This window comes from Streptomyces sp. NPDC020807 (assembly GCF_040641575.1).
Classification (GTDB): Bacteria; Actinomycetota; Actinomycetes; order Streptomycetales; family Streptomycetaceae; genus Streptomyces.
The window spans coordinates 163,358-185,934 of sequence record NZ_JBFADU010000006.1 but is presented as its reverse complement, the minus strand read 5'-3'; the positions used below and the strand labels follow the sequence as shown (position 1 = coordinate 185,934).

Sequence of the window (22,577 nt, the reverse complement as noted above, 5' to 3'; positions counted from 1 at the left end):
TAAGGTGGCCGAGGTGCGAGTACTGCTGGTCGAGGACGACGACAACCTCCGGTTCGGGGTGGCTGCCGCGCTGCGGGCCGCCGGGCTCGCCGTGGACGAGGCCGAGGATCTGCCGCGGGCGGACGAGGCGCTGTTCGTCACCGCGTACGACTGCGCGGTCTTCGACCGCATGCTGCCGTCCGGCGACGCCGCCGCCTACGTCGAGGGGCTGCGCCGGGCCGGGCGCGGGGTGCCGGTGCTGTTCCTGACGGCGCGGGACACCGTGGCGGACCGGGTGGAGGGGTTCGCGAGCGGTGGTGACGACTACCTGGTGAAACCGTTCGCCGTGCCCGAGCTCGTCGCCCGCGTGCGCAGCCTGTGCCGCCGCTCCGCCGTCGTGCGCCCGCCGGTGCACCGCGTCGGCGACCTGGAGGTCGACACGGCCCGGCGGCTCGTCCGCAGGGGCGGGGTCCTCCTCACGCTCACCGGCCGGGAGTTCGCGGTCCTGGAGGTCCTCGCCGCCCGCGCCGACCAGGCGGTCTCCCGCGCCGAGCTGATCGAGAGCTGCTGGGACGAGATGGCCGAGCCGCAGTCCAACGTTCTGGAGGTCCTCGTCTCCCAGCTCCGCCGCAAGCTCGGCGATCCGCCGCTGATCCACACCGTGCGCGGCCTCGGCTACCGGCTCGCGCCGCCCGACGGCCCGCGGTGAGCCGCGCACGCGTCCGTGCCCGCGTCCGTGCCGGGCTCGGGGCTCCCCGGACGCTGACGCCGACGGCCCGGATCCTCCGGCTGCGCCGCCGGATCAGCCTGCTGTTCGCGCTGACCAGCGCCGTCGGCCTGGTCGCGATGGCGGTGTTCGCGGTGCGCGCCGACGGCGGCCGGTGGCGGGAGCAGCTCGACCACACCATGGACGCGGACACCAGCTGGGCCCTCGGGCTCCTGGAGACCGACGAGGACGGGCGGCTCGTCACGGACGTCCTCGCCGAGTCGGTCGACACGGCCTGCCCGCCGCTGACCGTGCTCCTGGTGGACGCGGAGGCCCCGGGCCGGCTGACCGTCGAACACGCGCCGGGAAAGCCCTGCCTGACCGTGGACCCGGCGCTCGTCGAGGAGGCGGGGCGTGCGGCGGTGCGGGCCGACGCGGTGCGGGCCTTCGACGGGCGGACGACGGAGGGCGAGCCGGTACGGATGTTCGCGCAGCCCTTCTACGCGCCCGAGGCCCCCGACGACGCCGGGCCGCAGGGCGTGCTCGTCACGGCGTCCGACGCGACCGCGCAGCGCGACGACCACCGGCGGCTCGTCGGGCTGACGACCGCCGGCTGCGCGGTGCTCGTCCTGCTGTCGGCGGCCGTCGGCCACCTCCTGTCGGGGCGCGCGGTCCGGCCCGCGCTCGCGGCGCTCGACCGGCAGGAGGCCTTCCTCGCCGACGCCGCCCACGACCTGCGGACGCCCGCCGCCTCCCTCCGCACGCTCGCCGAGACGGCGCTGCGCGGCGAGACGGACAGCGCCGAGGTCCACCGGCGCACCCTGCGCCTGGCCGAGGGCATGGGCCGACTCGTCGACGGGCTCCTGACCCGGGCCCGGCTCGTGTCCGGTACGGCCGCGGTGGCCCGGCAGCCCCTGCGCCTGGACCAGCTGGTGGAGGCGGTGGCCGAGGAGGCGGTCGAGGACGCCGCGGGCGGCCACCGGGTGCGGGTGGAGGCCGAGGACACGGTGGTCGTCGCCGATCCCGACCTCGTACGGCGTGCCGTCGGCAACCTGCTCGGCAACGCACTGCTGCACGGCCACGCGCCGGACGTCCCGGCGGACGTCCTGGTCACGGTGGAGCGGGACGGGACCGTGACCGTCGCGGACGCGGGCCCCGGCCTGCCGCCGGAGGTGGCGGGTTCGCTGTTCGAGCGGTTCCGCAGCGGGTCGGGGTCCCGGTCAGGGTCGACGGGGCTCGGCCTGTCGATCGCCGCGTGGGTCGCGCACGCGCACGGGGGGACGCTGACGGCGGGGCGGAGCGAGCGGGGCGGGGCCAGGTTCGTCCTGCGCCTGCCGACGGAGGCGTAGGCGGAGGGCTGGGCGTCGACGGAGGGCGGGGCCGTCGGTGGAGGGCTGGGCCGTCGGCGGAGGCGGAGGCGGATTCGTGGCCCGTCCGTCCTCAGGAAAACCTCAGCATCGCCGCGTGATCCTTCCTGGAACGACCGTCCAGGGGAGTTTCTCGTGTACCGCCTCGCCAACCGCCGCCCCGTTCACCGCCGCCGTCCCGCCGAGCGCCGCCGACCCGCGCTCGCCGTGCTCGCCCTCGCCGTCATCGGCACGAGCTCGCTGTCCGCCTGCTCCGGCACCGCCCCGGCCCGGCCCGCGCACAGCGGGAAGGCCTCGGCCGCCGACCCCGCCGCCCGCCCCGACCTGCGCCGCTTCTACGGCCAGAAGCTCGTGTGGCGCCCCTGCGGCGACCAGGACACCGTCCAGTGCGCCTCGCTCACCGTCCCCCGGGACTACGCGCACCCCGGCGACGGCAGGACCTTCGTCCTCCCCGTGGCGAGGGCGGCGACCGCGCTCCCGGCCGAGCGGAAGGGCTCGGTCGTCCTCAATCCCGGCGGCCCGGGCGAGCCCGGCGCCCAGCTCGTGAAGGACGGCGTCGCCGACACCCTGGGCCGGGGCGTGCGCGAGCGGTTCGACGTCGTCTCCTTCGACCCCCGCGGAGTGGGCGGGAGCAAGCCCGCCCTGACGTGCGCGGACCCGGACGACGAGGGCGAGGCCCGCGCGTCGGCCGAGGCGGCGCTCCATCCCCGTACCGCCGCGGACCGTGCCGCCGTCCTCGCCGACGCACGGGCGACCGCCGACGCCTGCCGCAGGGCCAGCGGGCCGCTGCTCCCGCACGTCGGGACCGTGGACGCGGCCAGGGACCTGGACGTGCTGCGGGCCGTGCTGGGCGACAGGAAGCTGACGTACGTCGGCTGGTCGTACGGCACGAGCCTGGGCACCTCGTACGCCGAGCAGTTCCCCGGCCGCGTGCGGGCGATGGTCCTGGACGGGGCCGTCGACCCGTCGCTCGACTGGCGGCAGCGCATGCTCGGGCAGTCGGCCGGTTTCCGGGACGCCGTCGACGCGTACGCCGAGTCGTGCGCGGACACGATCGGCGAGAGCTGCCCCGGCGGGACGCCCGAGGAGATACGGGCGCTGATCGACCGGCTCGTCGAGCGGACGCGGCGCGAGCCGCTGCCCGTCGACGAATCCGACGAGGGGCTGGACGCGGCCGGCGTGGTGGGCGCGCTGAGCATGGCGATGTACACGCCGGAGGCGCAGTGGGAGGGCCTCTCGGAGGCGCTGCGCGCGGCGGACGAGGGGGACGGGACGAAGCTGGCGGCGCTCGGGGAGGAGAGCACGGAGGAGGACACGGAGGACACCCAGGACGCCCAGGACACCCAGGACACCCAGGACACCGACGACACCGACGACACCGACGACACCGACGACACCGACGACGAAGCTCCGGCCGGCTCCGACGCCCCCGCTGTCCCCGCCGTTCCCGAGGACAACAGCGAGGCCGCCCTCATCGCCGTCAACTGCCTGGACGTCCCCCACCCGCGCGACCCGCAGGCCTACTGGGACGCGCTCGCACCCGCCGAGAAGGCCGCGGGCGTCTACGGCACGTCCAGCGTGGCGAGCGAGCTCGTCTGCGAGGACTGGCCGTCAGGACCCGAGCGCCCGCACCGGGTCCACGCGCCCGGTGTCCCGCCGGTGCTCGTCGTGGGCACGGCCGGCGACCCGGCGACGCCGTACGCCGAAGCGGTGGGCCTGGCAGGGCAGTTCCCCGGAGGGATGCTGCTCTCCTTCGAGGCCGACGGCCACACCGGGTACGGCAGGAACGCCTGCGTCGACCGGAAGGTCGAGGCCTACCTGACGGACCTCACGCCGGTGGCCCCCGGGACGACCTGCGAGCCCTGACGACGGCGGCGCTGCTCCCCGCCGCTCAGTTCGCCACGTTGAACTCGCACCACACGCACTTGCCGCCGCCCCGCGACTCCACGCCCCACGCGTCCGAGATCTGCTCGACGAGGAGCAGTCCACGGCCCGAGACCCCCGCCTCGCCCGCCTCGCGGCGCCGGGGCAGGGCGCTCGACCGGTCCTCGACCTCGACGCGGAGCCGTCGTTCGAGGCCGCCCAGGACCCGCAGGGTGACGATCGCCCCGCCGTCGGTGTGCATGAGGGCGTTGGTCATCATCTCGTCGGCGACCAGCTCGATCTCGTCCGCCCGCTCCCCCGCGCCCCAGGCCCGTACCGCCGCCCTGATCATGTGCCGGGCCGAGCTGAGCGCCTCGGGGTCGCTCTGGGCCACGTGCTGACGGAACCGGCCCGCCGCCTGGGCGGCGAGGGCCTCGTCCCGCCGGAGCAGGAGGATGGCGACGTCGTCCTCGCCGCCCCGGTCGGCGACGACGTCGCAGAGGTGGTCGGCGAGCACCTGGAGGTCGCCGGGGCCGCGCCGGACGAGCGAGGTGAGCCACTGGAAGCCCTCGTCGAGGTCGGCGCCCGGCTTCTCCACGAGGCCGTCGGTGTACAGCATCAGGGTCTGCCCGGGGTCCAGCTCCAGGGTGGTCACCGGGTAGTCGAGGCGGCCGAACTCGGCGGAGAGGCCGAGCGGGAGGCCGCCCTCCACCGGGACCCGGCGGCAGCCGCCGTCGACGTCCCTGATCAGCGGGTCGACGTGGCCGGCGCGGACGACCTGGACGACGCCCGTGCCGAGGTCGACCTCGGCGTACGTGCAGGTGGCGAAACGTTCCGTGTCGAGCTCGTGGAGGAAGACGGAGGCGCGGGCCATGACCGTGGCCGGGGTGTGCCCCTCGGCGGCGTACGCGCGCAGCACGATCCGCAGCTGGCCCATGACGGCCGCCGCGTGGGTGTCGTGGCCCTGGACGTCGCCGATGACGGCGCCGACCCGCCCGCCGGGCAGCGGGATGATGTCGTACCAGTCCCCGCCGATGTCCCGGCCGAGGCGTGCGGAGCGGTAGCGGACGGCGGTCTGCGCGCCGGGCACCTCGGGGATGCGGCGCGGCAGCATCGCCTGCTGGAGCCCTTCGGCGAGGTCGTGCTCCTGCTCGTACAGCATGGCCCGCTGGAGGCTCTGCGCGATGCTGCTGCCGAGCGCGACGAGGAGGGTCCGCTCGTCCTCGCTGAAGCCGGTCTTGTCGCTGTAGAGCAGGCCGAGCGCGCCGATCGGCCTGGCCTGGGCGATGAGCGGGAGGTAGGCGGCGGCGGTGATGCCGAGGCCGCTGATGTGCGGCCAGAGGATCGGGTACGAGTCCGAGAAGTCCCGTGCGGTGTCGATGAACCGGGGCCGCAGGGTGCGGATCACCTCGCTCATCGGGTACGGCTCGTCCACCCGGGTGAACCGGGTGCCCGGCACGAAGGCGCCGTCGGGCCCCTCGGCGACCAGATGGATGCGGCCGGCTTCGAGGAGGCCCATGACGAGGCTCGCCGCGCCGAAGTGTTCGAGCGCGTGCGAGTCGTTGAGGAGGTCGATGACGTCCTGGACGGTCCGGGCGTACGCGAGGGCCGCCGTCGTGCCCTCGACGACGCCGGCGCGCTGGCGGCGTCCCTCGTCGAGGCCGAGCCGCGCGGCCGACTCGGTCAGCTCGTGGGTGGCGTCGCGCAGCACGCCGACGATGCGGACCGGGCGGCCGGTCCCGTCGCGGTGGACGAGGCCCTGGGTGTGGGTCCACTGGTGGGTGCCGTCGCGGCGGCGGATGCGGAAGTACGCCCCGTACTGGTCGCTGCCCTCCTTGAGGGCCTGGGCCACCATCGTGTCGAGGCGGGTGCCCTCGTCGGGCAGGACGCGGGGCGAGAGGTCCTCGGGGCGGCCGTGGTAGTCCGCGCGGTCCAGGTCGAAGACCTCCAGGGCGGCGTCGTCCATGAGCATCTCGCCGGTGAGCAGATCCCAGTCGAAGCCGCCCATGCGGAAGGCGGACCCGTACTCGTGGAGGATCCGGGCACCGCCGGGCGTCGTCCCGACAGCCGCCGGCGCGTCGCGCTCTTCCGGGCGCCCTTCCGGGTGCTGCTCCGGGTGCTCACCCGGCTGCTGTTCTGGATGTCCCGGTGCACGGTGGAGCCGCTCGGCCGCCTCCCCGCCCCCTCTGCCCGCGTTCATGGGGCCACGCTAGGCGCAGCCCTGCCCGTGCGCACCATGAAGATCCGTTTCATCCTTCGAAGGTTTCGGGCTGGTCGGGGTAAGGGACGGCGTACGGATCCTCCTGCCGGGGCTGGTCGGGGTACGGCTGGTCGGGGAAGGGCTGGTCCGGGAGGGGCGCGTCGGGGTACGCGGGCTCCTCCCGGTAGGGCTCGTCGGGGACCGGCCCGTCGGGGAAGGGCTGCTCCGGATACGGCTGCTCCGGGTACGGCTCCTCCCGGTACGGCTGCTCGGTGTACGGCTCCACGGGTTCGGGCACGACGGGCTCCGGCGCCGCGGTCTCGGGCGCGACCGTGTCCGGCGTGACGGGCTCGGGGGCCGGCGCCTCGGGGGTGACCGGGGCGGGCGCCACCGTCTCGGGCCGGGCGGGCTCGTGCTTCCCCCGGTCAGGGGCCGGGGCGTCCGGGGTCGGGGCGTCGGGCGTGGCGGGCGACGGGCTCTCGGCCCGCGGCGTCGCCGCCTCCGCCAGCCGGCAGGCGTCCGGGTCGCACTCCGGCTCCACGGCCGGCTTCCGGTCCTCGGCCCCGTCGCTGCCGGTGCGCCGCTCGATCCAGCTGCGGTCGGCGGCGTTCACGATGACGAGGCTGGTGACGACGGAGGTGGTCGGCCGGACCACGACGACGTGCTCGGGGTCGAAGCCGTCCCAGGCGTCGCCCTGGTGGACGCCGCTCTGGACGTCGACGGGGGCGCGGAGCGGGTTGCCGCAGGCGCAGCGGACGCGCGGGGACCCGTACTGGTCGACGAGGACCGCCGTACCGGTCTGGAGGACGGACTGGAAGGCGGTGGCCCGGCCGCCGCGGTAGCCGTGGTTGGTGACGCGCGCGTCGGCGCGCAGGACGACGGGGGTCAGGCCGCGCAGCCAGGCGGAGACGCCCGACTCGGGGATGCCGGCGGCCTCGGCGAAGGCGCGCGTCCTGGCCGGGTCTGCGGCGAGGAAGCCGGCCTGCTGTTCGACGTCGCAGCTGGCCTCCGCGCGCGTGCCGCCGTACAGGCCGGGGGTGGAGCCGGTGACCTCGCGGACCCGCTGGACGGATGCGGCCGCCGGGTTCCGGGCGACGGCGGGGGTCAGGGCGCTGATCCGGGCGGAGGACTCGGTGAAGGGGTCGGGGCCCCGGGAGGTGACGGACTGGAGCAGGACCTCCTGGGCGGGGGCGTCGGGCTGCTCGCCGTGGTTGCCGCCCTCCTCGCCGGAGGAGCAGCCGGCGACGACGAGGGCCGAGGTGAGCGCACCGATCGCGGTGAGCAGGGGTGAGGAGCGCACCTGGTTCTCCTGAGTTCTCTGCCGGGCAGTCCTCCATGTCTGTCGCAGCGCCGGGGCGCCCGCAAGCGGGGGAAGTCCGACCGGGGCGACGGCCACCCGGCCGGTGGAACGGCCGACCGGACGCCCCACTTGAACGCGTTCAAGAAAGCCTCTACGCTCGGCGTGCCAGTTGAACACGTTCAAGTCGAAGGTTTCCTGGGTCGGGGGTGTCGCGTGTCCGCACTGTCGTTGATCGTGAACCCGGTCGTGATGATCGGGATGTTCTGGGTCGTGCCCACGGGCCTCGCACTCCTCGACGGCCCCCGGCCACCGGGGTGGGACCCGCTCCGGCGGGCCTGGCCCTTCCTCGCCGTTCCCGGAGCGCTCGCCCTCTGGCTCCCGCGCTCCGGCCTCGCGACCGCTCTCGCCGCCGTCTACGCCCTGGCCACCGTCGCCCTCGCGCTCCAGGCCCCGGGCCGCCTGGTGCTCACCCGCTCCCTCCACCCCCGCGAGACCGCCGTCCTCACCGCGCTCGTCGCGCCCTCCGTCGCCGGAGTCGCGCTGGTCGCCGAGCGGGCCTCGTACCCGCTCTTCGGCTTCGACCTCGACCTGCTCGCGCTGACCGTCCCGCACTTCCACTTCGCGGGCTTCGCCGCCGCCCTCGTCGCCGGGCTCGTCTGCCGCGCCGACGACGGCCCCACCGCCCGCTTCGCCGCGCTCAGCGTCCCCGCCGGCACGCTGCTCGTGCTCCTCGGCTACTTCGTCGACGACTGGGCCGAGCTCGTCGGCGCGGTCGTCCTCACCGCCGGCATGACGGCCGTCGCCGTCCTGACCCTGCGCGAGCGCCGCGACCTCGCGGCCGACCCGCTCACCCGCGGCCTGCTCGCCGTCTCGGCCCTCGTCCTCGCCGTCACGATGCTGCTCGCCCTGAGCTGGGCCCTCGGCGAGGCCACCGGGCTCCCCCACCTCGGCCTGGCGTGGACGGCCGGGACCCACGGCCTCGGCAACGCCCTCGGCTTCGCCGTCTGCGCCCTCCTCGCGCGGCGCCGCCTCCGCTCCGACCGCACCCCCGTCCCTCTCCGCCCCCTCCGAACGGAGCTCCCCGCATGACCCGCATCACGCACGACGTCACCCCCGGCGACCGCCGCCGCCCCCGCCTCACCTACCCGGACGTCGGCGCCACCCGCACCCCCGAGCGCCTCCCCCAGGGGTACAACCACCTGCGCGTGACCACCGTCGTCGGCCACGGCCGCGCCGCCTTCGAGGCCGCGGGCACCGCCGTCACCACCTGGCGGGCCCACCGCGCCACGGGCGCCACCGTCCGCAGCACCGCCACCCGCGCGGAACCCGGCGTCCACCTGGAGGTGTCGGCGGGCCTCGGCCGCCTCCGGATCGGCGCGCCCTGCGAGGTGATCTGGACGGCGTACGAGGAGGACCGCGTCGGCTTCGCGTACGGCACCCTCACCGGCCACCCGGAACTCGGCGAGGAGTCCTTCCTCGTGACGCTCGCCCCCGACGGCACGGTCCTCTTCACGGTCACCGCCTTCAGCCGCCCCGCCACCTGGTACACGCGCCTGGCCGGCCCCGTGGTCCCGGTGCTCCAGCGGGCGTACGCCCACGTCCTCGGCCGGACGCTCCGGCGCCTCGTCAGGGCGTGACCCCGGGCCGCCCCCGGGCCGATACTGGAGGCGATGGAGTGGTTCACCGCGCCCGACCTCTGGCTGAGCCGGACCCTGTTCCAGCGGGGCCTCGCCGGGCTGTACTGCGTGGCGTTCCTGTCGGCCGCCCTCCAGTTCAGGGCGCTGATCGGCGAGCGCGGCATGCTCCCCGTACCGGAGTACGTCCGCCGGACGCGGCCCCGCCACGCGCCCTCGCTCTTCCACTGGCGCTACTCCGACGCCCTCTTCGCCACCGTCTCCTGGACCGGCTTCGCGGTCGCCCTGGCCATGGTGGCGGGCGCCGGGGACGCCGTACCGCTGCCGGTGTCGATGCTGCTGTGGCTGGTGCTCTGGGGGCTCTACCTGTCGATCGTGAACGTCGGCCAGACCTGGTACTCCTTCGGCTGGGAGTCCCTGCTCCTGGAAACGGGCTTCCTGGCCGTCTTCCTGGGCAACGACGACACCGGGCCGCCCGTCCTCGTGCTCCTCCTCCTGCGGTGGCTGCTGTTCCGCGTCGAGTTCGGCGCCGGGCTGATCAAGATCCGCGGCGACGAGTGCTGGCGCAGGCTCACCTGCCTCTACCACCACCACGAGACGCAGCCGATGCCCGGACCGCTGAGCTGGTTCTTCCACCACCTCCCGCGCCCGCTGCACCGGGTCGAGGCGGGCGCGAACCACGTCGTCCAGCTCTTCGTCCCGTTCCTGCTCTTCACCCCGCAGCCCGTGGCCACGGTCGCCGCCTGCCTGATGATCGCGACCCAGCTGTGGCTGGTGCTCTCCGGCAACTTCGCCTGGCTCAACTGGATCACCGTCGTCCTCGCCGTCTCCGTCGTGGACCTCTCCCCGCTCACCGGGGAGCACCCGCGGCCGGACCCGCCGCTCTGGTACGTGGCCGTGGTCGCCGCGCTCACCGCCTTCGTCCTCGTACGGAGCCACCGCCCGGTGCGGAACCTGCTGTCGCGGCACCAGGCCATGAACCGCTCGTACGACCCGTACCACCTGGTCAACACGTACGGGGCGTTCGGGACGGTCGGGCGGATCCGGGACGAGATCGTGGTCGAGGGCACCGACGGGGCCGAGCCGCCGCACGAGGGGACGGTGTGGCGGGAGTACGGCTTCAAGGGCAAGCCGGGCGACCCCCGCCGGCTGCCGCGCCAGTTCGCCCCGTACCACCTGCGGCTCGACTGGCTGATGTGGTTCGCGGCGCTCTCCCCCGGCTACGCGCGGGACTGGTTCGGGCCGTTCGTGGAGCGGCTGCTCGACGGCGACCGGGACACGCTGAGGCTGCTCGCCCACAACCCCTTCCCGGACGCTCCGCCGAGGTACGTGCGGGCCCGGCTCTACCGGTACCGGTTCACGACCTGGCGCGAACTGCGCGAGACGGGGGCCTGGTGGGACCGGCGGCTGCTGCGCGAGTACCTGCCGCCGACGCGGCTGCGGTAGAGCGCGGCGGGGCCCCCTGGACACACCCGTGCCCCCGGCCTCGTGTGGTGGCCGGGGGCACAGGGCGAAGCGACGGTCACGTCGGGTCAGGGACGCCGAGGCTCAGTCGATGCCGGGCAGGATGTGGGGCTCCGCGAGGTCGTCCTCGTATCCCGCCAGCCGGATGGGGGCCGAGCGGGCCCACACTTCGAGGCTTCCGAGCTCGCCGTTCCGGCGGCTCGACCGCTCGGGGGACTCGGCCTGTCTCGGTTCCTGCTTCGTCAGTTCGGGTGTCACCGCGCACTCCTTTGTGTCGCGAAACCAGTGAGGACTTGATGCCGTCGGTCGCGGTGGCGCCGTTGTTCGGGCGGGACCGCGGCCTTGGTGACAGGCCAGTCCCCTGACCGGTCGTGAAGACGGTGTGTGTCCTCGGTGGCCGATCGTGGACATCAGACTAACCAAATGAGCGCGGGAGCGCTCTACCGGGCTCGAAAGTGTGACGCGTTCGAGTGAAAGAGACGGAAAGGGCGCCCCACCAGCAGGTGGGGCGCCCTTTCCGGAAGACCGGCGTCTACCAGTTCGCGGGGGCGTAGTCCTTCAGGAAGCAGCCGTACAGGTCCTCGCCGGCCTCGCCTCGGACGACCGGGTCGTAGACGCGGGCGGCACCGTCGACGAGGTCGAGGGGGGCGTGGAAGCCCTCCTCGGCGAGGCGCAGCTTGTCGAAGTGCGGGCGCTCGTCGGTGATCCAGCCGGTGTCGACGGAGGTCATGAGGATGCCGTCGGTCTGGAACATCTCCTGGCCGCTGGTCCGCGTCACCATGTTCATCGCGGCCTTGGCGGCGTTGGTGTTCGGGTGTCCCGCGCCCTTGTAGCCGCGGCTGAAGACGCCCTCCATCGCCGAGACGTTGACGACGTACGCCCGCCCGCTCCCGGCCTTCTTCGCGGCGTCGGCCATCGACGCGCGCAGCTTGCTGATGAGGATGAACGGGGCCGTGTAGTTGCAGAGCTGGGTCTCCAGGAGCTCGACCGGGGAGATCTGCTCGATGCTCTGCACCCACGTGTTGGACTCGACGACGTCGGGCACGAGGCCGCCGGCGTCGATGGCGGTGCCGTCGAGGTGCTTGGCGATGGTGGCGTTGCCCGCGACCAGCGCGAGGTCGGCGACCTGCTGGGCCTCCAGGTCGCGCACCCCGGCCGGGAGCTCGGAGGAGCCGACGAGCTCGCCGACCGCGCCGGAGTTGAACGCGCCGATGACGTGGTGGGCGGGGAGCTCACCGGCCGGCAGCGGGGCGCTCTCGCCCTCGACGAGGGCGGAGTAGGCCGAGGGCAGGCGGCGGACGGTCTGCGTCGCGTTGTTGATGAGGATGTCCAGCGGACCGGCCTCGGCCACCTGGTCCGCGAGGGCAACGGCCTGCGCCGGGTCGCGCAGGTCGATGCCGACGACCTCCAGGCGGTGCATCCAGTCCGCGGAGTCCTCCATCGCCTTGAAGCGGCGGATGGCGTCCTTCGGGAAGCGCGTGGTGATCGTCGTGTGGGCGCCGTCGCGGAGCAGCCGCAGGGCGATGTACATGCCGATCTTGGCGCGGCCGCCGGTGAGGAGCGCGCGCTTGCCGCTGAGGTCGGCGCTCGCGTCCCGCTTGGCGCGGTTGAGCGCCGCGCAGGGCTGGCAGAGCTGGTGGTAGAAGTAGTCGACCTCGACGTACCGCGTCTTGCAGACGTAGCAGGAGCGCGGACGCTGGAGTATCCCCGCGATCCGGCCCTCCTCGGTGACGGAGCTCGGCAGCAGGCCCTCGGTCTCGTCGTCGATGCGCTGCGCGGAACCGGTGGCCGTGGCCTCGGTGACCGCCTTGTCGTTGGCGGTCTTCGCGGCCCGGCGCTCCTGACGGCGGCGCTGCTTCACGGTCCGGTAGATGCCGGCGGTGGCGCGGCGCACGCGGATGGCGTCCGGGTGGTCGACGTCGAGCTCGTCGAGCTCGTCGAGGACGCTCAGGCAGACGGCCAGGCGCTCGGGGTCGATACCCGGCCCGTGTTCCTGGGTTTCTTCGGTCACCGTCATGGCCTTCGGGTTCCTCGTTCGCTCGTGGTTCGCTCGTGCGCCGCCGCTCGCGACACGCGCGCGCGGGCACTCAAAGACCCAACTTTACGGAGCGGGGGGCCGCGCCTCCAAACCCGTTCGGGGGGCGTGGTCGAAGACACAGTCGCCGCAGAGCCCGCCGCCGGAGCAGCGGTAGATGAGACAGCAGGTGGAGCGGCGCAGCCGGGGGCCTCCGACCGTACCGGCGAGGCCGGGACCGTCGAGGAGGCCGGAGACGAGGGCGGCGGCCCGTTCGGCGACCTCGGGCCGGTCCTGGGCGCGCGACCAGCGGACGATCTCGCGCAGTGCCCCGGCGAGGGCGGAGCCGGCGTTGCCCCACAGGAGCCGGGGCGAGACCCGGCCGTCGCGGGCCAGGGCCGCGTGCAGCGGGACGAGATGGGCCTCCTGGACGGCCGCCCGGAGGTTCCCGGCCGTGGCGGGGAGCGTGGCGGAGCCGGTCCACCACAGGTCGTCGGGGGCGGTCAGGGCACCGTCCCAGGACAGCTCCTCCGGCGCGAGCGCGGGGAAGTGCCCGTACAGGGCGGCGGGGCCGAGCGCGGTCGACCAGAGGCGGGCCGCCAGCCCGAGGTGGGCGACGGAGGCGGCGACGCGGCGCTCGGGGGCGCGGAGCCGGGCGGCGACGTGGTCGAGCCGGGCGGTGAGGGGCCCGTCGTCGCCCGCGTAGAGGCGGGCGAGGGGCCGGTGGGCGCCGCCGGTCGGGGGCGGGGCGGTGCGCAGGACGAAGAAACCGCCCAAGGATCCGCTGTCGACGATCTCCACGCCGTGCCCCTGTCTCGTGCGATGTGTGCGGTGGCGCGGCGATTCTCCCGTACGGGCGGTACGGCGTACGCCCGTGGTCGTACGGGCACGCCGCGTACTGCGACGGCGGTACCGACCGGTCCCTCCTCCGGTACGACGCCGAATCCGCCCGGAAGAGAGATCGTGGAGGGTATGAGTCCCCTCCTGCCGTCCGTCCTCCTCGCCCTGGTCTCGGCGGTCGCCTACGCGGCCGCGGCGATCGTGCAGGAGCGGGTCGCGGCCTCCGCCGACGGTCCGCGCTACGCGCCGCTGCGCAGCCCGGTCTGGTGGGTGTCCGTCCTGCTCAACGGCCTCGGCGCGACCCTGCACGTGGCCGCGCTGGCCTTCGGCCCGCTCAGCCTGGTCCAGCCGCTCGGCGCGCTCACCATCGTCTTCGCGCTGCCCATGGCCGCGCTCTTCGTCGGCCGGAGAGCCGGGCGGCGGGCGTGGCGGGGCGCCCTCATGGCGACGGTCGGGCTCGCGGGCCTGCTCAGCCTCACGAGCGGCGCGGACACGGGCTCGCTCGACGACGGCGAGCGGTGGATGCTCGCGGCGGGCACCGCGGCGGTGGTCGCGGTGCTGTTCGCGCTCGCGCACCTGACCGGCCGGACGGTGCTGCGGAGCGTGGTCCTCGCCGCGGCGGCGGGCGTCGCCTTCGGCATGGCGTCGGTCTTCACGAAGTCCGTGGCCGAGGAGTGGACGGCGCGGGCGCCCCTCGCCGAGTGGACGGGGCTCCTCGTCCTCTCGGCGCTCGCCGTGACCGGGCTGCTGCTCTCCCAGGCCTCGTACCGGGGCGCGGGGCTCGCGGCCCCGCTGGCCACGGTCACGGTGGTGAACCCGGTCGTCGCGGCGGCCGTGGGCCTGACGCTGTTCGACGAGTCCTTCCGGTACGGCGCCGCCGGCGGCGTGGCCGCGCTGCTGTGCGGCGCGGTGGCGGCGGCGGGCCTGGTGCAGCTCACCCTCGACCGGATGACGGCCCCGCCGGAGGCGCTGTCGGTGTCAGGGGCGGGGCCTCGGTCGTCAGGGGCGGACGCGTCCGACGGGTCAGGTACGCCAGGTGCGTCGAGTGCGTCGAGTGCGTCAGATGGTGACTCCGCGCGCCCTGAGGTAGGCCAGGGGGTCGATGTCGGAGCCGTACCCGGGACCCGTCCGCACCTCGAAGTGAAGGTGCGGTCCCGAGCTGTTGCCGGTCGACCCTGACCGCCCGATGCGCTGGCCGCCCTGGACCCGCTGTCCCTCGCGGACGGAGACCGCGGAGAGGTGCGCGTACTGGCTGTAGCGGCCGTCCTCGTGCCGCAGGACGACCTGGTACCCGTACGCCCCTCCCCACCCGGCGGAGACCACCCGCGCGTCGGCGACGGCCTTGACGGAGGTCCCGGTGGGGACGGGGAAGTCGACGCCGGTGTGGTAGCCGCTGGACCAGGAGGAACCGCGGGTGCCGTAGCTGGTGCCGATGCCGGCGGAGACGGGCGCGGAGAAGCGGTCGGTTTCGGGCCTGGACGCTTTGGACGGCGCGTCGGCGGTGGACGCCCTGACGGACGTCTTCTTGGGGGACGCCTTCTTCGGGGACGTCTTCTTGGCTACCGGCTTGGCGACGGAAGGCTTGGCGGAGGGCTTGGCGCTCGGCTTGGCCGACGGCGCGGCGGTGGGCCGGACGGCGGGGGCGACGGCCTTCGGCGGCGTGGCGGCGCGAGGAGCGGTCTTCGGCTGCGACTGCGACTTCGGCTTCGGCTTCGGGGGCGCGGCGGGCTTGGCGGCCTTCTCGATCGTCTTCGGCGGCGCCGCCGTCGCCGGCTTCTCCGGCTTCGCCGCGGGGGCGGGCTTCGTGGGCGCGGAGATACGCAGGGTGAGCCGCTGACCGGGGTGGATGAGGTCGGGGTCGTCGCCGACGACGGTCCGGTTCCTGTCGTACAGCCGTTGCCAGCCGCCCTGGACGCGCTCGTCACGGGCGATCTTGGAGAGGGAGTCGCCGGGTGTGACCGTGTACATCTCGCGGATGGTGGGCACGGTGGTGGGGTCGGCGCGGCGGGCGGGCTGCTGGGGTAAGGCGCGCTGGGCCGGCAGAGCGGCCTTGGGGGCGTTCGGCGCGTTGGCGTGGGTCGCTGTGCCGGTCTCGGGCGCCGCACCGCCCCGGGCGAGGCCGGCGCGGGGCCCGCAGGCGGGCCAGGCGCCGGGCCCCTGGCCCTTGAGGACCCGCTCGGCGATGGCGATCTGCTGGTCCTTGGAGGCCAGGTCGGCGCGGGGGGCGTAGTGCGTGCCGCCGTAGTTCTCCCAGGTGGACTGGGAGAACTGCAGGCCACCGAAGTAGCCGTTGCCGGTGTTGATGTGCCAGTTGGAGGAGGACTCGCAGGAGGCGACCTTCTCCCAGACGTCCAGCGAGGCGGCCTGTACGGCTCCGGAGCCGATCAGGGGCAGCGCCATGCCGGCGCCTCCCGCGGTGACGGTGAGCGAGGCGCGGTTGATGCGGCTCGGCTGGTGGCGGCGGTGACGTCCGCGTACGGCCATGGGCCCCCCTTGGAACACAGCGACAGCCGTCCAAGTTAGGGGCGGAACACGCTCCGTGACAAGGCCGCGCGCGAAACCTCAGGTGGGCGGTGCGCCGGCGGGCCCGGGCTGGGGCTGTGGTTCCGGCGGGGGCACGGGCCCGCCGGGCTGCGGGACCGGGGCGGGGGCCGGGTCGGGCGGTACGGGCACGGGGTTCGGCGGCGGTACGGGCGGGGGCGCGGGCACCGGGGGAACGGGCGCGGGGTAGGGAGGGTGCGTCATGCGAACCTCTCAGGCTGGACGGCGGACGGGGCCATCGGAAGGGTCCCTGTCTCCAGGGTTACCCCGATGGCCCCGGTTACGCCTACCAGAGGCCGGGCGTGGCCTTGAGCTGGAGCTTCGCGGCGCGGACGACGTCCTGCGGGGGCACGGGTGCCTCGTCGGGGTGGCGCTCGGCCCACTTGGCGGCGTACGGGCAGAGCGGGACGACGGGGACGCCCTCATCGGCGGCGATCGTGTAGAACTCGCGCACGAGCGCCCCGGCGATCCCCTTCCCCTCGTGTCCGTCCTCGACGATGGTGTGGACGGCGACGAGGGCGTGCGGGGCGAGGTCGAGGACGAAGTAGACGACGACGCCGACGAAGGTGTCCCCCTCGAAGGCCTCCAGGCGTCCGTTCGCCCGGTCGTCGCGGATCTTCAGCTCGGTCATACGGCGGCTCTCCCTGATCAGATCGACGCGGCCACGGCGTGCGGAGGGCGCACCGTGTCACTGCCGGGAACGGGCGCGGAGGCGTCCGTCCCGAGCTCCACGATGCGGTTCCCGCCGTCCACGTGCACGACGCGCGGCACGTACGTCCGGGCCTCGGCGTCCTCCATCTGCGCGTAGCTGATGAGGATGACCAGGTCCCCGGGGTGCACGAGATGGGCGGCGGCCCCGTTGATCCCGATGACCCCGGACCCCCGCTCCCCCTCGATGACGTACGTCTCCAGGCGGGCGCCGTTGTCGATGTCGACGATGTGCACGAGCTCGCCCGGCAGCAGGTCGGCCGCCTCCATGAGGTCGGCATCGACGGTCACGGACCCCACGTAGTGGAGGTCGGCCTGCGTCACGGTGGCGCGGTGGATCTTGGACTTGAAGATGGTGCGTATCACTGAGGCACTCCTGGAGATAGGCTCCCTGCCCGCGTTTTTGCAGGTCAAGGGCTGTTTCCAAAGTCTACGACGGGTCGCGGTTCCGGGGAGTGGCCCCAGGCCCCGCGACGACGCCACAAGCCTACGCAGCACACGCCCGAGAGCCCTAGTGATCACCGTCACCCCTCGACCGGGCGGCGGGCGCGCACGCGGGCGTCCCTGGGTGCGGTCGTCGGCGCGTGCTCGTCCGTGCGTGCGGGCGCGGAGACGGGGTACGCGCACCTTTCGGAACGACCCGGAGACGTACGCGCGCGGAAGGAGAGGCCATGTCGAAGGAGCTCGGATCGCGGCGGGCGGCACCGGCCGACGGCCGCGCGGGCGGCGTCCGGCTGCTGCTGGTGCGCCACGCGAAGGCGGTGCGCAAGGGCCGGCGCGTCGACGACTTCGACCGCGAGCTGAGCAGGCGGGGCAGGGGGGACGCGCCCCGCACCGGCCGCTGGCTCGCGGGCTCCGGCTTCACGCCCGACTTCGTCGTCTGCTCCCCGGCGCGCAGGACCCGCCAGACCTGGCGGCTCGCCGCCCCCGCGCTGTCCGACCCGCCGCCCGTCGTCTACGACGAGCGCCTCTACAAGACCCCGCCCAGCGAGCTGGTCTCCGTACTGGCCGAGCGGAACCCGGCCCTTCGTGCCGTGGTCCTCGTCGGCCACAACCCGGGGATCCGCGAGCTGGCCGCCGGCCTGTGCGGGAGCGGTCCCCCCGAGCTCCTGAAGCGCGTGCGGGCCGGTTTCCCGACCTCGGGCGTGGTGCTGATCGAGCTGCCCGGGGGCTGGGAGTCGCTGTCCCCCGGCAGCGGAAGGGTGATCGCCTGCTGGTCACCGACCCACTGATCCCGCCGTCAGAAAGGCATGATGATGACTCTCTCCCTGATCACCGCCTCCGGACTCGCCGCGTCCGGATCCTCCTCGCTGCTCCTGATCCTGGTGGGGGTGGTGCTGGTCGTCGTGCTGATCGCCGCCTTCTGGTGGGGTTCACGGCGGGTCGCCCGCGGTCGGCGGAACGCCCGCGTCGCCCAGCCGCCGCCGGCGGAGGCGCGACGGGATTCATGGTCGGCGCCCGAGGAGGGGCGCGAACGGTGAGGAGGGACGCGCGCGTCCCGCGACGCGACGGACCCCGAGACGGAGGAGGAACGATGGGCGAGCGGAAGCAGCACGGGACGGACGGGGGCCGTGCCGACCGGCCGCGCACCACGCCCGCCGACGCGGAGGGTGAGAGCGGCGACGAGGAGGCCCGCAGGGAGGCCGCCGAGGCCGTGTCCTCGCACGGGCTCCCCGACGGAGGGGCCACCGGCCGCGAGGCCACCGACCGGGAGGGTGCCGGCGGTCACGCCGCCAAGCGTCAGCGCCCCGGGGTGGGACGCGAGGAGCAGACGCGTCGGCACGACGGCTGACGTCCGTACACGGCCGTCCGTACACAGCGGCGCCCCGCGCGGTCTTCCGCGCGGGGCGCCTGTGCGTTCGGCCGTGGGGCCGGGCGGGTGCGCGTCAGCGGTGGCGCAGCCTGCCGAACAGACGGCGTGCCTGGGCGCGCCTGCGCGGGTCGGCCGCGGCGCGGCGAAGGGACGCCGCCGCGCCACGGCTCTGCGGGCTGCGGGCGAAGCGCTTGATGCGGTCCAGCAATGCGGTCATGGGATTCCCCTCCGATGTCCGTGTCCTGGCACTGCGTGTTGCCCCGGACCGCGGTTTCACACTCCCCCGGGATGTGATCCTCCGTCAGGCGTGCTGCGGCGAAGGGTCGGAGGGGCCGGGGCCGAACGACTCCCGAGTACGGCGGAATGTTCCCGGGAGTCCCGGGTACGCGGACGCTGTCCAACCGCAGGGGAGGAGCAACCCACCATGGGCCTTGGACTGTTCATCATCATGATCGCCGTCGGCGCCATCCTCACGTTCGCGACCGACTGGGAGATCCAGGGAGTCGACCTCGATCTGGTCGGCCTGATCCTGATGGCCGTCGGCCTGCTCGGGACCGCCGTCTACACCAGCGTGCTGCGCCGCCGCCGCATGGTGGTCCCGCCGGTGGCGCCCACGGTCACCGACGACGACCGCGGGCGGCTCTGAGGCGGCCCGCGCGTACGGCGCCGCGCCCTGCACGAACACAGCGACAGAGGAGTGACAACATGAGCGAGCATCTGTGGTCCTTCAGCACCGAGTCCGGCTACCTGGCGGGCACCGACCTCACCGGATGGCGCGTCGAGGCCTCCGACGGGCACATCGGCAAGGTGGACAAGCACTCCGACGAGGTGGACGACTCCTACCTGGTCGTCGACACGGGCGTCTGGATCTTCGGCAAGGAGGTGCTCATCCCGGCGCGTACGGTGACCCGCGTCGAGCCGGAGGAGGAGACCCTCTACCTCGCCCTGACGAAGGAACAGGTCAAGGACTCACCGGAGTTCGTCTCCGAGAAGCATCTCGCGGACCGCCAGCACCGCGAGGAGATCGACCAGTACTACCGCACGTCCTGGCGCTTCCCGGGAGGCATGGGCGGCTTCTGACGAGCCCGCCCGCCCCGGTACGCGCGAGCGCCGCAGCCCGTCCCCGTCGGGGCATGGAACCCGTTCGGCGGGGCAGACGGGTGGAGAGCGAGCGACACGCTCGCGCCGGACGGCCCACGGTCCCCCCCTTGCCGTGGGCCGGCGGCACCCCGAGTGGCCCGCACCCGTGGAGGGTGCGGGCCACTCGCCCGCCGTCCCGGGCGGACCGGCCCGCCCCCTCCGGGTTTGACCCCGGAAAGAGCGGCAAGGCGAACCAGTAGGCCACGGAGGCAGGGTGACGGACAGTCGGCCCGCCGTACTCCACGCCCGCGCACTCCGGTGGCCGCGAGTCCCGTCCGAGGACCCCAGTGCCCCGGGCAGGAGCGGGGAGAGCCGTACGCACGCTCCCGCCGCGCCCCCCGACGCGCCGCGCCGACGGGACGAAGACGAGGGGTGGGAGGGGCCGGGAGGACGGGCCGGCGGCCCCGCCACCGGTGACGGTGGCCACGCGCCCCCGCGAACGGCCGGTACGCCGCGGTCCTGACTCCGCCCCGTGCCGCGCCGGACGGAAGCCCCCGCGCTCGACGGGGGCTTCCGCCATGAGGCGGCGCGCTTCCGCTCCTGACCCGTATTCCAGAGGAGGATCCCCATGAACGAGCAGGACAGCCGTGCGAAGGACGGCGTCGACGACACCGGTGCCGGCACCGGCACCGTCGGGCGCGACGGGCGCGGCGAGACGGAGGAGGAGCGCGCGGACCGGCGCTGGCAGGAGCTCCTCCAGGAGATCCGGGTGGCGCAGACCGGCGTCCAGATCCTCCTCGGCTTCCTCCTCACCGTGGTCTTCACGCCCCTCTTCCACGACCTGGAGCGGACCGACAAGACGATCTACCTGGTCACGGTCGTCCTGGGATCGCTGGCGACGGGCGCGCTGATAGGCCCCGTCTCCTTCCACCGGATCGTGTCGGGCCGTCGGGTCAAACCCCAGGCCGTCGCCTGGGCCTCCCGGCTCACCTTCACCGGCATCCTGCTGCTGCTCGCGACGCTGATCGCCGCCCTGTTCCTCATCCTGCGCGTGGCGACGCACGACCCGTACGTGCCCTGGCTGGTCTCCGGTGTCCTCACCTGGTACCTGATCTGCTGGTTCGCCCTGCCCGTGTGGGTCCGCGTCCGCTACGCCGACCGCAGCTGAAGCCGAAGCCGACCGAAGGCGGACAAGGCCGGCCGACGCCGGCCGGCCGGGCCGGCGTCGGCGTGGGCGTGGGCGTCGGCGTCGGCATGGCGGAGGGGGCGGCCCGCAGTCGGCGGGCCGCCCCCTCCGCGACGTTCAGCGCGCGCCGGAGGGCAGGTTCTCCTTGATCTTGGCGATGGCGAAGCCCCACCCCTGCGAGACCGTCGGCTTGCCCGGGACGGCCACCTCCGCCGGGTTGGTGAGCACGTCGAGGAGGACCGGGCCGGGCAGCGCGAGCGCCTTGCGCACGGCCTCGTCCAGCTCGGCCGGCGCGGTGACGCGGATGCCGGTCAGCCCGAGCGCCTCGGCCACCGCCGCGAAGTCGGGGTTGTCGAGGACCGTCCCGAACTCGGGGAGCCCCGCCTGCTCCTGCTCCAGCTTGACCATGCCGAGGCGGCGGTTGTCGAAGACGACGAGCTTCACCGGCAGCCGTTCGGAGCGGATGGTCATGAGGTCGCCGAGCAGCATGCCGAGGCCGCCGTCGCCGCAGAAGGCCACGACCTGCCGGTCCGGCGCCCACAGCTGCGCCCCGATGGCCTGGGGCATGGCGTTGGCCATGGAGCCGAGGTTGTAGGAGCCGATCAGCCGGCGCGTGCCGCGCATGCGCACGAGCCGCGAGAGCCACACGGTGGCCATGCCGGTGTCCGAGGTGAAGATCGCGTCGTCGGCGGCGTGGCGGTCGACGGCGGCCGCGAGGGCCTCGGGACGGATGTCCGCCTCCCGGTTGTCGAACATGGCCCGTACGCGCCCGAGGAGCCGCCGGTCGTGGGCGGGGTCGGCGAGGTCGGACTGCCCCTTCCGCCAGTCCGCGTACCGGTCGACGGCCTCGTCGAGGTGGGAGCGCGACGGGACGGGTGCGAGGAGCGGCAGCAGGGCCCTCAGCGTCGCGCCCACGTCCCCGGCGAGCCCGACGTCCACCGGGACGCGGCGCCCGAGGTGCTCCTCGCGGGTGTCGATCTGCACGACCCGGCAGTCCTCCGGGTACCAGTCCCGGTAGGGGAAGTCCGTCCCGAGCATGATCAGGGTGTCGCAGGAGTCCATGGCGCGGGCCGCGCCCGGGTTGCCGATCAGGCCGGTCTGGCCGACCTCGTACGGGTTGTCGTCCTCGAAGCCCTCCTTGCCCTTCAGGGTCAGCACCATCGGCGCCGAGAGCAGTTCGGCGGCGCGCAGCACCTCCTCGCGGGCCTCCCGGGCGCCGCGCCCGACCAGGAGGGTGACCCGCGAGCCGCGGCCGATCGCCTCGGCCGCCTCGGCGAGCGCGGGGTCGTCGGGACGCGTGACGGCCGGGCGCGGCAGCGCGAACCGCGTCGGCCGGTCGTCCTCGACCTCCTGGTCACCGAGGTCGCCGGGGACGGTGAGCACCGCCACTCCCCGCCGGGTCACGGCCGCCCGGACCGCGGTCTCCAGCAGCCGGGGCATCTGGGAGGGGGAGGTCACGGTGGCCCGGTAGACGGCCACGTCCCGGAAGAGGAGGTCGTTGTCGACCTCCTGGAAGTAGTCCCCGCCCACCTCGGACAGCGGCACCTGGCCGCAGATCGCCAGGACCGGCGCGCCGCTCTTGGCCGCGTCGTAGAGTCCGTTGAGCAGGTGCACCGAGCCCGGTCCGACCGTGCCCATGCAGACGGCCGGCTCTCCGGAGAGCTGGGCGCGCGCTCCGGCGGCGAAGGCCGCCGCCTCCTCGTGGCGGAAGCCGGTCCAGTCGATGCCCTCGGTGGTCCGGATGGCGTCGGTGAGCGGGTTGAGGGCGTCTCCGACCACGCCGAAGACGCGGTCGACACCGAGCTCTGCGAGCCCGTCGACGATCACCTGTGCGACGGTACGGGGCATGGGGGGCTCCTTTGCTGTGGCTGTGGGCGGTTCC

The 22,577-nt window shown here is 74.3% G+C and carries 23 protein-coding genes; 13 read left to right on the top strand and 10 right to left on the bottom strand.

Going from position 1 to position 22,577, the window contains the following annotated elements; translation table 11 throughout:
* The first annotated feature begins 13 nt into the window (after window positions 1-13).
* From AB0G79_RS12945 to AB0G79_RS12935, 3 genes are all read left to right on the top strand, one after another.
* Window positions 14-688, top strand: coding sequence for a response regulator transcription factor (locus tag AB0G79_RS12945; RefSeq protein ID WP_360805175.1), 675 nt, complete (start codon window positions 14-16; stop codon window positions 686-688).
* The gene (locus AB0G79_RS12940; RefSeq protein ID WP_360804752.1) at window positions 685-2,034 is read left to right on the top strand and encodes a HAMP domain-containing sensor histidine kinase; all 1,350 of its coding nucleotides are present in this window, start codon (window positions 685-687) and stop codon (window positions 2,032-2,034) included. The genes AB0G79_RS12945 and AB0G79_RS12940 overlap by 4 nt, the downstream gene beginning before the upstream one ends.
* 153 nt (window positions 2,035-2,187) lie before the next feature.
* A complete protein-coding gene (locus AB0G79_RS12935; RefSeq protein ID WP_360804749.1) occupies window positions 2,188-3,918 on the top strand; it encodes an alpha/beta hydrolase in 1,731 nt (576 codons plus the stop codon).
* Window positions 3,919-3,943: 25 nt separating this feature from the next.
* On the opposite strand, the gene AB0G79_RS12930 is transcribed toward AB0G79_RS12935, so the two are convergent.
* On the bottom strand, window positions 3,944-5,923 hold the full coding sequence (locus AB0G79_RS12930) for a SpoIIE family protein phosphatase (RefSeq protein WP_360805168.1): 1,980 nt from the start codon (window positions 5,921-5,923) through the stop codon (window positions 3,944-3,946).
* A 241-nt stretch (window positions 5,924-6,164) separates the two neighbouring features.
* Complete coding sequence (locus AB0G79_RS12925; protein ID WP_360804746.1) at window positions 6,165-7,415, bottom strand: DUF6777 domain-containing protein; 1,251 nt, start codon at window positions 7,413-7,415, stop codon at window positions 6,165-6,167.
* Between the two features lie 222 nt (window positions 7,416-7,637).
* Here AB0G79_RS12925 and AB0G79_RS12920 point away from each other — a divergent pair, with 222 nt between their 5' ends.
* From AB0G79_RS12920 to AB0G79_RS12910, 3 genes are read left to right on the top strand one after another with little or no spacing between them, the layout of a single operon-like run.
* Complete coding sequence (locus AB0G79_RS12920) at window positions 7,638-8,504, top strand: YndJ family protein (protein ID WP_360805165.1); 867 nt, start codon at window positions 7,638-7,640, stop codon at window positions 8,502-8,504.
* On the top strand, window positions 8,501-9,052 hold the full coding sequence (locus tag AB0G79_RS12915; protein WP_360804743.1) for a DUF1990 domain-containing protein: 552 nt from the start codon (window positions 8,501-8,503) through the stop codon (window positions 9,050-9,052). The genes AB0G79_RS12920 and AB0G79_RS12915 overlap by 4 nt, the downstream gene beginning before the upstream one ends.
* Before the next feature lie 33 nt (window positions 9,053-9,085).
* Window positions 9,086-10,495, top strand: coding sequence for a lipase maturation factor family protein (locus AB0G79_RS12910; RefSeq protein WP_360804740.1), 1,410 nt, complete (start codon window positions 9,086-9,088; stop codon window positions 10,493-10,495).
* A 102-nt stretch (window positions 10,496-10,597) separates the two neighbouring features.
* Here the strand turns inward: AB0G79_RS12910 and AB0G79_RS12905 are convergent, their stop codons facing one another.
* From AB0G79_RS12905 to AB0G79_RS12895, 3 genes are all read right to left on the bottom strand, one after another.
* Window positions 10,598-10,771, bottom strand: a complete 174-nt coding sequence (locus AB0G79_RS12905) for a hypothetical protein (RefSeq protein WP_360804737.1) — start codon at window positions 10,769-10,771, stop codon at window positions 10,598-10,600.
* Between the two features lie 274 nt (window positions 10,772-11,045).
* Window positions 11,046-12,530 carry an SDR family NAD(P)-dependent oxidoreductase gene (locus AB0G79_RS12900; RefSeq protein ID WP_360804734.1) on the bottom strand — a complete coding sequence of 495 codons (1,485 nt, stop codon included), beginning with the start codon at window positions 12,528-12,530 and terminating at the stop codon, window positions 11,046-11,048.
* An 84-nt stretch (window positions 12,531-12,614) separates the two neighbouring features.
* A complete protein-coding gene (locus AB0G79_RS12895) occupies window positions 12,615-13,328 on the bottom strand; it encodes an IucA/IucC family C-terminal-domain containing protein (protein WP_360804731.1) in 714 nt (237 codons plus the stop codon).
* 171 nt (window positions 13,329-13,499) lie between these two features.
* Between AB0G79_RS12895 and AB0G79_RS12890 the strand changes: the two genes are divergently transcribed.
* Complete coding sequence (locus tag AB0G79_RS12890) at window positions 13,500-14,546, top strand: DMT family transporter (protein ID WP_360804728.1); 1,047 nt, start codon at window positions 13,500-13,502, stop codon at window positions 14,544-14,546.
* Here the strand turns inward: AB0G79_RS12890 and AB0G79_RS12885 are convergent.
* The 3 genes from AB0G79_RS12885 to panD form a co-directional block, all read right to left on the bottom strand.
* Window positions 14,427-15,851 (bottom strand): transglycosylase family protein, encoded by a 1,425-nt coding sequence (locus AB0G79_RS12885; protein ID WP_360804725.1) that lies wholly within the window; start codon window positions 15,849-15,851, stop codon window positions 14,427-14,429. The genes AB0G79_RS12890 and AB0G79_RS12885 overlap by 120 nt on opposite strands.
* Window positions 15,852-16,194: 343 nt before the next feature.
* Window positions 16,195-16,539 (bottom strand): GNAT family N-acetyltransferase, encoded by a 345-nt coding sequence (locus AB0G79_RS12880; protein WP_360804722.1) that lies wholly within the window; start codon window positions 16,537-16,539, stop codon window positions 16,195-16,197.
* Between the two features lie 17 nt (window positions 16,540-16,556).
* Window positions 16,557-16,982: an aspartate 1-decarboxylase gene (gene panD / locus AB0G79_RS12875; protein ID WP_360804719.1), complete on the bottom strand. Its 426-nt coding sequence runs from the start codon at window positions 16,980-16,982 to the stop codon at window positions 16,557-16,559.
* Window positions 16,983-17,287: 305 nt separating this feature from the next.
* Between panD and AB0G79_RS12870 the strand changes: the two genes are divergently transcribed.
* From AB0G79_RS12870 to AB0G79_RS12860, 3 genes are read left to right on the top strand one after another with little or no spacing between them, the layout of a single operon-like run.
* On the top strand, window positions 17,288-17,848 hold the full coding sequence (locus tag AB0G79_RS12870) for a histidine phosphatase family protein (protein ID WP_360804716.1): 561 nt from the start codon (window positions 17,288-17,290) through the stop codon (window positions 17,846-17,848).
* A gap of 18 nt (window positions 17,849-17,866) precedes the next feature.
* On the top strand, window positions 17,867-18,097 hold the full coding sequence (locus AB0G79_RS12865; RefSeq protein WP_360804713.1) for a DUF6479 family protein: 231 nt from the start codon (window positions 17,867-17,869) through the stop codon (window positions 18,095-18,097).
* A 53-nt stretch (window positions 18,098-18,150) separates the two neighbouring features.
* On the top strand, window positions 18,151-18,408 hold the full coding sequence (locus AB0G79_RS12860) for a hypothetical protein (protein WP_360804710.1): 258 nt from the start codon (window positions 18,151-18,153) through the stop codon (window positions 18,406-18,408).
* A 94-nt stretch (window positions 18,409-18,502) separates the two neighbouring features.
* Here the strand turns inward: AB0G79_RS12860 and AB0G79_RS12855 are convergent, their stop codons facing one another.
* Window positions 18,503-18,646 carry a hypothetical protein gene (locus tag AB0G79_RS12855; protein WP_360804707.1) on the bottom strand — a complete coding sequence of 48 codons (144 nt, stop codon included), beginning with the start codon at window positions 18,644-18,646 and terminating at the stop codon, window positions 18,503-18,505.
* 207 nt (window positions 18,647-18,853) lie between these two features.
* Here AB0G79_RS12855 and AB0G79_RS12850 point away from each other — a divergent pair, with 207 nt between their 5' ends.
* The 3 genes from AB0G79_RS12850 to AB0G79_RS12840 all read left to right on the top strand — a co-directional run bounded on the left by AB0G79_RS12850 (window position 18,854) and on the right by AB0G79_RS12840 (window position 20,677).
* On the top strand, window positions 18,854-19,075 hold the full coding sequence (locus AB0G79_RS12850) for a DUF6458 family protein (RefSeq protein WP_360804704.1): 222 nt from the start codon (window positions 18,854-18,856) through the stop codon (window positions 19,073-19,075).
* Window positions 19,076-19,134: 59 nt separating this feature from the next.
* Window positions 19,135-19,509, top strand: a complete 375-nt coding sequence (locus AB0G79_RS12845; RefSeq protein ID WP_360804702.1) for a PRC-barrel domain containing protein — start codon at window positions 19,135-19,137, stop codon at window positions 19,507-19,509.
* A gap of 628 nt (window positions 19,510-20,137) precedes the next feature.
* Window positions 20,138-20,677, top strand: coding sequence for a DUF6328 family protein (locus AB0G79_RS12840; protein WP_360804699.1), 540 nt, complete (start codon window positions 20,138-20,140; stop codon window positions 20,675-20,677).
* A gap of 135 nt (window positions 20,678-20,812) precedes the next feature.
* Here AB0G79_RS12840 and AB0G79_RS12835 read toward each other — a convergent pair whose 3' ends face one another.
* Window positions 20,813-22,543: a thiamine pyrophosphate-dependent enzyme gene (locus AB0G79_RS12835; protein WP_360804696.1), complete on the bottom strand. Its 1,731-nt coding sequence runs from the start codon at window positions 22,541-22,543 to the stop codon at window positions 20,813-20,815.
* Between the last annotated feature and the right edge of the window lie 34 nt (window positions 22,544-22,577).

What these genes read in the sequence shown, in the direction of transcription:
- AB0G79_RS12865 (WP_360804713.1), top strand. Translation starts at nt 17,867, where the DNA reads ATGATGATGACTCTCTCCCTGATCACCGCCTCCGGACTCGCCGCGTCC.
- AB0G79_RS12860 (WP_360804710.1), top strand. Translation starts at nt 18,151, where the DNA reads ATGGGCGAGCGGAAGCAGCACGGGACGGACGGGGGCCGTGCCGACCGG.
- AB0G79_RS12910 (WP_360804740.1), top strand. Translation starts at nt 9,086, where the DNA reads ATGGAGTGGTTCACCGCGCCCGACCTCTGGCTGAGCCGGACCCTGTTC.
- AB0G79_RS12885 (WP_360804725.1), bottom strand. Translation starts at nt 15,851, where the DNA reads ATGGCCGTACGCGGACGTCACCGCCGCCACCAGCCGAGCCGCATCAAC.
- AB0G79_RS12840 (WP_360804699.1), top strand. Translation starts at nt 20,138, where the DNA reads ATGAACGAGCAGGACAGCCGTGCGAAGGACGGCGTCGACGACACCGGT.
- AB0G79_RS12870 (WP_360804716.1), top strand. Translation starts at nt 17,288, where the DNA reads ATGTCGAAGGAGCTCGGATCGCGGCGGGCGGCACCGGCCGACGGCCGC.
- AB0G79_RS12835 (WP_360804696.1), bottom strand. Translation starts at nt 22,543, where the DNA reads ATGCCCCGTACCGTCGCACAGGTGATCGTCGACGGGCTCGCAGAGCTC.
- AB0G79_RS12890 (WP_360804728.1), top strand. Translation starts at nt 13,500, where the DNA reads ATGAGTCCCCTCCTGCCGTCCGTCCTCCTCGCCCTGGTCTCGGCGGTC.
- AB0G79_RS12845 (WP_360804702.1), top strand. Translation starts at nt 19,135, where the DNA reads ATGAGCGAGCATCTGTGGTCCTTCAGCACCGAGTCCGGCTACCTGGCG.
- AB0G79_RS12915 (WP_360804743.1), top strand. Translation starts at nt 8,501, where the DNA reads ATGACCCGCATCACGCACGACGTCACCCCCGGCGACCGCCGCCGCCCC.
- AB0G79_RS12850 (WP_360804704.1), top strand. Translation starts at nt 18,854, where the DNA reads ATGGGCCTTGGACTGTTCATCATCATGATCGCCGTCGGCGCCATCCTC.
- AB0G79_RS12880 (WP_360804722.1), bottom strand. Translation starts at nt 16,539, where the DNA reads ATGACCGAGCTGAAGATCCGCGACGACCGGGCGAACGGACGCCTGGAG.
- AB0G79_RS12930 (WP_360805168.1), bottom strand. Translation starts at nt 5,923, where the DNA reads ATGGGCGGCTTCGACTGGGATCTGCTCACCGGCGAGATGCTCATGGAC.
- AB0G79_RS12855 (WP_360804707.1), bottom strand. Translation starts at nt 18,646, where the DNA reads ATGACCGCATTGCTGGACCGCATCAAGCGCTTCGCCCGCAGCCCGCAG.
- AB0G79_RS12900 (WP_360804734.1), bottom strand. Translation starts at nt 12,530, where the DNA reads ATGACGGTGACCGAAGAAACCCAGGAACACGGGCCGGGTATCGACCCC.